We start from the raw sequence: 7,406 nt of genomic DNA, 5'->3' as shown, positions 1-7,406 counted from the left end.
CGCCCCGGCCGCGGGCGGCTTGCGCATCGGCAGGCTCGGCAGCGTCGCCGGTTTCGACTGCGCCGCAGCGGATTCGGCGGGCAGCGTGAAGTGGAATTCGCCCGGTTCGACCAGCGTCGGATCGGCGGGCCGGATGATCGGCAGATCACCGGACGTATCGCGCTCGTCCTTGCTGGGCGGCGGGATGATGCGCAGCGTGCCCGTGTTCTGGACCGGGGCAGCTCCCGCAGGGGCTGAGACAGGCTGTGCCGCACCGGCATTCGCGGCTTCCGTGGATGCGGCTGCCCCGCCCGCGGCCGTCTCACCCGCGGCGGCGGAGCTGCGTGGCTGGAAGTTTGCCGCGATCGTCGGTCCGTCCGGTCCGAACGGCTGGAACGTCGTCGGCTCCGGTGTGCGGCGGTAGTCGTTGTCCCGTGCCGCCGCCACGGACACCGGGTCGGGACCGTCGGACGGGTTCGCGCCGCGCGGAGTGTTGGCGAGCAGTTCCGCGCCGAACACTTTCGGTGTCCCGGAATCGAACGGCGTCCCCACGGTGCCCGAGTCGGCGGGCACACGCCCGCCCAGCCCCAGCGCCGCGCGGGCGGCGGCCGCGAACTGTCCGGCGGTCTGATATCGGTCGGCGGGCGCCTTCGCCATCGCGCGCGCGATCACGTCGTCGACCGCCTCGGGCACGCCGGCGCGGGCGGCGCTGGCTCGCGGCGGTGGTTCCGACAGGTGCGACCGGATCAGCACGCTGACGCTCTCGGCGGGGAACGGCGTCGCACCGGTGAGGCATTCGTGCAGGACACAGGCCAGCGAATAGATGTCGGCGCGGGCGGTCACGGGCCCGGAGTCGAATCGTTCCGGCGCCATGTAGGTGTAGGAACCGGCGGCGTGGCTGCCGGTGGTGTGCGGGTTGTCGCCCTCGTCGCGGGCGATGCCGAAGTCGGTGAGATACGCGAAGTCGGCCGGGGTGACGAGGATATTGGCCGGTTTCACATCCCGATGGACCAGCCCGGCGGCGTGGGCCGCATCCAGCGCGGCGGCCACCTGCTCGACGATCGCCACCGCGCGGTCGGTATCGAGCTTGCCCTGCCGGCGCAGCAGGGTGCGCAGGTTCTCACCGCGCACCAGCCGCATATCCAGGAACAGAGAGCCGCCGGTCTCACCCCAGTCGTGGATCGGGATGATGTGTGGTTCGGCCAGCCGCGCCGCCGCTTGCGATTCGCGGCGGAAGCGTTCCTGATACGTCGCGTCCTGGGCGAGCTGTTCGGGCAGAATCTTGAGCGCGACGACGCGATCCCTACCGGTATCGAACGCCTCGTACACCTCGCCCATACCACCGCGACCGAGCAGCGAGCGCACCTCGTACGGGCCGAATCTGGTGCCGACCCGTGACCTCGGCACATCCACCGGTGAACCTCCAACTCCTGGGCAAGGTGGCCAACCTGCCCGGCGCCGCACCGGGTTGCCTGCCCCTCAGAACGCCGATTCTCCGGGTGCGACCACGCCGTGGTCAAACGCGAACACGATCGCGGCCGCCCTGTCCCGTAACCCGAGCTTGCCGAAAATGTGTCCGACGTGGCTCTTTACCGTTACTTCGGAGATGCCGAGTTCGCCGGCGATCTCGGAGTTGACCCGCCCGCGGCCGATCAGTTTCAGCACCTCGAGCTCGCGCGCGGTCAGCTCCGCCATGCGCGAGCGAGTGTCCGCGGGGACCGGACGCGCCGTCCGATAGGCCGAGAGCACCCGGCCGGTGACGGACGGGTCGAGCCAGGAGCCGCCCTCGGCCACGGTGCGGACCGCGCGGATCAGATCCTCGGCGGGGGAGTCCTTGAGGATGAAACCGGCCGCGCCGGCCCGCAGCGCCCCCGAGAGCAGATGGTCGTCGTCGAAGGTGGTGAGTACCAGCACCGGCGGCGCGTCCGGCCGGGTCCGCAGCCGGCGCGTCGCATCGATGCCGCCGACCCGCTTCATTCGCAGATCCATCAGCACCACGTCCGGACGGTGGTCGGCCAAGGCGGCCGGCACCTCGTCGCCGTCGCCGCATTCGGTGACCACGAAGCCGTCGCGGCGGCGCAGAATCCTGCGCAGCCCGCCCCGCACGAGTTCCTGATCGTCGACGACGAGCACGGTGGTGGTGGCGGTATCGGTCTCGGTGAGCGGGGTCTGACCCGGGTTCACATGTCCTCCTGTGGTCTGCGGGACACTCTCACCGGTCCTCCTGGCGTTTGCGGGTGAGCGAGGTGATCGCGTCGCGCACCATCGTCAAAGGATCGTCGAGTCCGCTCACCGGGCAGACCTCGTCGGGAGCGAGGGGGATGCGGGCACGCACCTGCCAGTACTCGCCCGATCGGCCGGCCGACAGGTTGCCGTTCAGGGTGGCCGTGCGCTGGCGCATGCCGCTGATCCCCATCCCGCGGCCGGTGCGCGGAGCCGGGCCCTGCGGCAGCGTATTGCGCACGCGTACGGTCACTTCGCCGGGCAGCACGGCGATATCGAGGGACGCTCGGGCGCCGGGAGCGTGTTTGGCGATATTCGACAGCGATTCCTGGCTGATCCGATACAGCGCCAGACCCGTCGACGCGGACACCACCGCGGTGTCGCCGGTCAGGTGGTAGGTCACCGGCAGTCCGGCGCCGACGAAATCGGAGACCAGGTCGGCGATGTCCTCGAGCCCCGGTTCGGGCGTCAGCGCGGAGGGGCGCTGATCGAGCAGGCCGACGGTGTGCCGGATATCGGCCATCGCCTGGCGGCCGAGGCGCTCGGCATCGCCGAGTGCGTCGATGGCCTCGTCGACATCGCGATCGGTCTCGAGCGCGTGCCGGGCCGCGGTCAGGTGCAGCAGGGTGACGCTGAGGGAATGGGCGATCACGTCGTGGACCTCGCGGGCGATCCGGCGGCGTTCGTCGTCGGCCGCCTGCGCGGAGCGGATGGCCTGATTCTCGCGTTCCTGATCCAGCGACTGCCGCTGGAATTGCAGCATCAGACCGACCATCCAGCCCAGCACGATCGCGACGACGTACACCTGCACCAGTTCGCCGTAGCCCAGGGCGTAGAAGATCAGCATCTCCGCGACCGCGGCGATCATCCAGAACAGGCTCACCCGTTTCGGCGCGATCGCCCCGATCATGCCGACCATCACGGTCAACACCAGCGGCGAGCAGTCGGGCGAGACCGGCTGCAGCAGGAACAGCGCCTGGGCGGTGAGCGCGGACAGTCCGAACACCGCCGGCTTCGGGGGCAGATCGAAGAAGAACAGCAGCGGATAGCAGGCGAACAGCAGCGCCACCGCGAGGAAGGGCACCCCCGTCGAGAAGTACTGGCTGCGCAGCGACGCGGCCGCGACCGCCGACACCACGACCGCGACGTCCGCGGTGACGACCACCGAGACGGGATAGCCGTAGGACATCTCCTCGACGCGCTGCCGCAGCGTGCCGGCCGGATCGTGCACGAGGTCGAGAAGTCGCCGCGCGACCCGCCCCAGCGCCAGGCGTGCCCGGCCCGGGCGCCGGGGTGCGTGCGGCGATACCTCCGCACGGTCGTCGGCGCTGGTCAGGTCCATAACAGTCAGGCTAGTCGCCGACGGGTGGTCGCTGCATCGTTCCCGGAAAGGGCTCACGCTCCTACCGTGGTAGGACGCGAAGTCTCGTCTGCGGCACGACGTATCCGCGGTGGCGCCTCCGTAGCGTGAGTCGCACAGTGTCCGGCAGAGAGGTTCGGACACCCGGCCCGAGGAGATGGGTGCGATGACTTGGCAAGACCAGCACGCTCGTACCGAAATCCTGCACGAGGTGCTCGCCCGCGCGGCCGTCGACCCGGCCACGCCGGGCCTGTTCTACGACCTGCCCGAGTGCGATCGGCTCTTCGGCGGGCCCACCGGAGTGCTTGCCGCCCTGCGGTATCGGTGGGACAACCACCTGCACGCCAAACTCGACCAGGCCCAGCTGCAGGGACAGTCCCCGAGCGAGGCCTATCGGGAATTGGCCGCCGAACAACCGGTACTGCGTGCCGTGCTCGACGCACACGAGGTCCGGCATTGGCATCGGGAGCCGGCCCTGGCACGCTGAGCGACGATCCGACCCGGTTGCGGCGCAGTCGAACCCGCGCCGCCACCGCGACCGACAGCAGAAAGAGGGTGGGGCGACCGCCATGTTGGAATTGACCGACGTAGTCAAGGAATACCGGGTGGGTGAACAGCGGGTTCGCGCCCTCGACACCATCAGCCTGCGCATCGAGGCGGGCGAATTCACCTCCATCATCGGCCCGTCGGGCTCCGGGAAGAGCACGCTGCTGCATCTGCTCGGCGCGTTGGATTCACCGGATTCGGGATCCATCACCTTCCGGGGTGAGGAGATCGGTTCCCTCGACGACAACCGGCAATCCGAATTCCGCCGTCACCGAGTGGGTTTCGTCTTCCAGTTCTTCAACCTGCTGCCCACTCTCTCGGCGTGGGAGAACGTCGCGGTCCCGAAACTGCTGGACGGCACCGGATTACGCAAGGCCAAGCCGCGGGCGCTGGAACTGCTCGACCGGGTGGGCCTGGCCGATCGCGCCGAACATCGCCCCGCCGAACTGTCCGGCGGCCAGATGCAGCGGGTGGCCGTGGCTCGCGCGCTGATCATGGACCCGCCGCTGATCCTCGCCGACGAACCCACCGGCAATCTGGATTCCAAGACCGGCGCCTCGATTCTGGAACTGCTCGGCGACATCTCCGGGGCCGGCAATTCGGTGGTGATGGTCACCCACGACATGGGGGCCGTCGAATACTGCGATCGCGTGATCACCCTGCGGGACGGGCGCATCGGTTCCGACGAACTGGTTTCCGCGCGCGGCCGTGAGGTGCACGACGGTGACGAGGTGGTGCGCGCGTGATCACAGCCGGCTGGGATCGGTTGCGGCTGTTCAATATCGGAGAGCTGTTCACCCACAAGGGCCGCACCGCCATGTCGATGGCGGTCATGGGGGTTTCGGCGGGACTGCTGGTGGCGGTGCTCAGCATTTCCGGTTCGGTGACCGGTTCGGTGGACCGGCTGACCTCGGCGCTGGGCGGTAAGGCGCAACTCGAGATCTCCGGCGTCACCGCGAGCGGATTCGGACAGGACCTGGTATCGCAGGTGCGCGCCGTGCCCGGCGTCGAGGCCGCGGTGCCGATGATCCGCACGGGGGTCGGCAATCCGGCCGATCGCACGCTGCTCATCGGCGCCGACGCATCGGTCTCCGCACTCGGCAGCGATCTCAACGGGGCGATGAGCGCGCAGGCGGCGAAACTGCTGTCGGTTCCCGGCGGGGTTCTCGTCGGCGCGGGGCTGGGCCGGCACGAGGGCGACACCTTCACGCTGGGCAACCGGCAGGTGACCGTGGCCGGGGTGCTCGACGACGCCACCTCACACAAACTCAACAGCGGGCACATCGTCATCGCCACGCTGCCCGTCGCTCAGCAACTCGCCGGACGGACGGGCATGCTCGACTCCATCCAGATCGTGCCGAAGCCGGGAACCGATGTCGGACAGCTGCGTTCGGCGCTGACCACACTGGCGAACGGCCGTGCCGTGGTGGCCGACCCGAGCCTGCGCACCGCCCAGGCGAGCGGCGCGATCCAACTCGTCCGCTTCTCCACGACGATGGCTTCGGCTGCGGCGCTGATCGTTTCGGGCTTCCTGATCTACAACGCGATGAGTATGGCGGTGGCACAACGCCGCCCGACACTGTCGCTGCTGCGCGCGATCGGCGGGCGGCGGCGCCCGATGGTGCGTGATCTCATCGTGGAGGCGGCCGTCATCGGATTGATCGGCGGCGCGATCGGTTCGGTGGTCGGGATCTTCGCCGGCCGCATGTCGATCGACACGATTCCCTCGGCCATGGTGGCGGCCGTGGACACCCGCACCGAATACATGGTGCCCGGATACGCGATTCCGTTCGCGATCGCGGCCTGCGTGCTCGCCAGCGTCGCCGCCGCCGCGATCGCGGCTCGCCAGGTCTACAAGGTGCAACCCATCGAAGCTCTGGCGCCGGTCGGCGTGTCGAAGGCCGATGCGGTGGGGCCGTGGCTGCGCTGGGGGGCGCTGGTGGGCGGCCTGGTCATGGTCGGTGGCGCGATTTTCATCGCCCGCGCCGATCTGGGGCGGGCGTCGCTGGCCGCGATCTCGCTGTCCATCGCGGGCGCGGTCGGGCTGTGTTTCGCCGCGATGGGCCCGATCGTGCGCCTGGCCGCGGCGGTGGCCCGTATCTTCGGAGCGCCCGGCGCGCTGGGGGCGACCACCATCGAGCGGGCTCCGCGTCGCGTCTGGGCGACGGCGATGACGGTGATGATCGGCGTCACCGCGACAGTCGCGATGGGCGGTGCGTCGAGCAATCTGGTCGATTCGGCGACGGACTCGTTCTCCGATCTCGGCCGCCGCGACGCCTACATCAGCCCCACCTCGCTCGCCGAATTCCCCACGGGGCCCTTGCTTCCCGCCGATCTGAAGGAGACCGTGCGGCGGGTTCCCGGTGTCGCCGATGTGGGATCGGCACAGATGGCCTTCGCCACCGTGGGCAGCGATCGGGTGATGTTGCAGGCCTATCAGTCCAATATCCGGTCGTCGGTCCTCGCGGATCTGGGACCCGATGTGTTGCAACAGATGTCGACCGGCGAGGGCGTGGTGCTGTCGCGCGACGTGGCACGCTCCCTCGGCGTCGGCGCGGGCGCGCAACTCGAACTGCCCACGCCGACCGGCATCCATTCCGTGCGGGTCCTGCGGGTGATCCCGTACTTCTCGGCGCTGTCGGGCATCGTGCTGATGGATCTGGACGTCCTGCGGCAATGGTACGACCGCCCGGGAGAAACGATCCTCGGCGTCAACTTCGCACCCGATGCCGACAAGGCCCACGTGATCGACGCGATCCGCGCGGTGGTGCCGCCCGGTCTGCACGTGGACACCGGAGCGCAGGCGCTCGCGGCGGTATCGCAAGGGGTGCAGCAGGGTACGTCGCTGTCCGGTTCGATCCTGTGGATCGTGGTGCTGGTCTCCACCGCGGCACTGCTGAACACGCTGATGCTGTCGGTCCTGGAACGCCGCCGCGAACTCGGCGTGCTGCGCGCCATGGGCACCAGCCGCCGATTCCTGTTGCGCACGGTGCTCACCGAGGCCGCCGGCATCGGATTGGCCGGTGCCGCACTGGGTTTGGTGACCGGCGCGGCCGTGCAATATCTGGCCACCATGGCGATGGGTCACGCGATGACCATCGACGTGGTGTATCGCCCGAGCCCCATGTTGCTGGTCTACGCCGTCGCCGCGCTGGTGCTGGCCCTGCTCGGCTCGATTCCGCCGTCGCTGCGCGCGGCCCGCATGCCGATCGTCGAGGCCATCGCCGTCGACTGATCGAGTCAGGAGGGGAAGTCCCACGCGGCCGGGCGCGCGGGACTACTCCCTTTCGGGCCGAGA

Annotated in this window: 6 protein-coding genes; 3 read left to right on the top strand and 3 right to left on the bottom strand. The window is 69.5% G+C overall.

The features are described 5' to 3' along the window. The 3 genes from AC5592_RS33010 to AC5592_RS33000 form a co-directional block, all read right to left on the bottom strand. On the bottom strand, positions 1-1,392 hold a 1,392-nt coding region (locus AC5592_RS33010), incomplete at its 3' end, for a serine/threonine-protein kinase (RefSeq protein ID WP_371507562.1). Positions 1,393-1,458: 66 nt separating this feature from the next. Then, positions 1,459-2,112 (bottom strand): response regulator, encoded by a 654-nt coding sequence (locus tag AC5592_RS33005; protein ID WP_036503922.1) that lies wholly within the window; start codon positions 2,110-2,112, stop codon positions 1,459-1,461. A gap of 79 nt (positions 2,113-2,191) precedes the next feature. Beyond that, entirely contained in the window at positions 2,192-3,544 is a 1,353-nt protein-coding gene (locus tag AC5592_RS33000) for a sensor histidine kinase (RefSeq protein WP_051024810.1), read from the bottom strand. A 184-nt stretch (positions 3,545-3,728) separates the two neighbouring features. Between AC5592_RS33000 and AC5592_RS32995 the strand changes: the two genes are divergently transcribed. From AC5592_RS32995 to AC5592_RS32985, 3 genes are all read left to right on the top strand, one after another. Next, positions 3,729-4,049: a hypothetical protein gene (locus AC5592_RS32995; RefSeq protein ID WP_051024815.1), complete on the top strand. Its 321-nt coding sequence runs from the start codon at positions 3,729-3,731 to the stop codon at positions 4,047-4,049. An 82-nt stretch (positions 4,050-4,131) separates the two neighbouring features. Further along, a complete protein-coding gene (locus AC5592_RS32990; RefSeq protein ID WP_051024809.1) occupies positions 4,132-4,854 on the top strand; it encodes an ABC transporter ATP-binding protein in 723 nt (240 codons plus the stop codon). Then, on the top strand, positions 4,851-7,343 hold the full coding sequence (locus AC5592_RS32985) for an ABC transporter permease (protein WP_063066440.1): 2,493 nt from the start codon (positions 4,851-4,853) through the stop codon (positions 7,341-7,343). Before AC5592_RS32990 ends, AC5592_RS32985 begins: the two co-directional genes overlap by 4 nt. The last annotated feature ends 63 nt before the right edge of the window (positions 7,344-7,406 follow it).

The organism is Nocardia violaceofusca NBRC 14427, assembly GCF_963869435.1.
Lineage (GTDB): Bacteria > Actinomycetota > Actinomycetes > Mycobacteriales > Mycobacteriaceae > Nocardia > Nocardia aobensis.
This window is presented reverse-complemented; position numbering and strand designations above follow the sequence as displayed.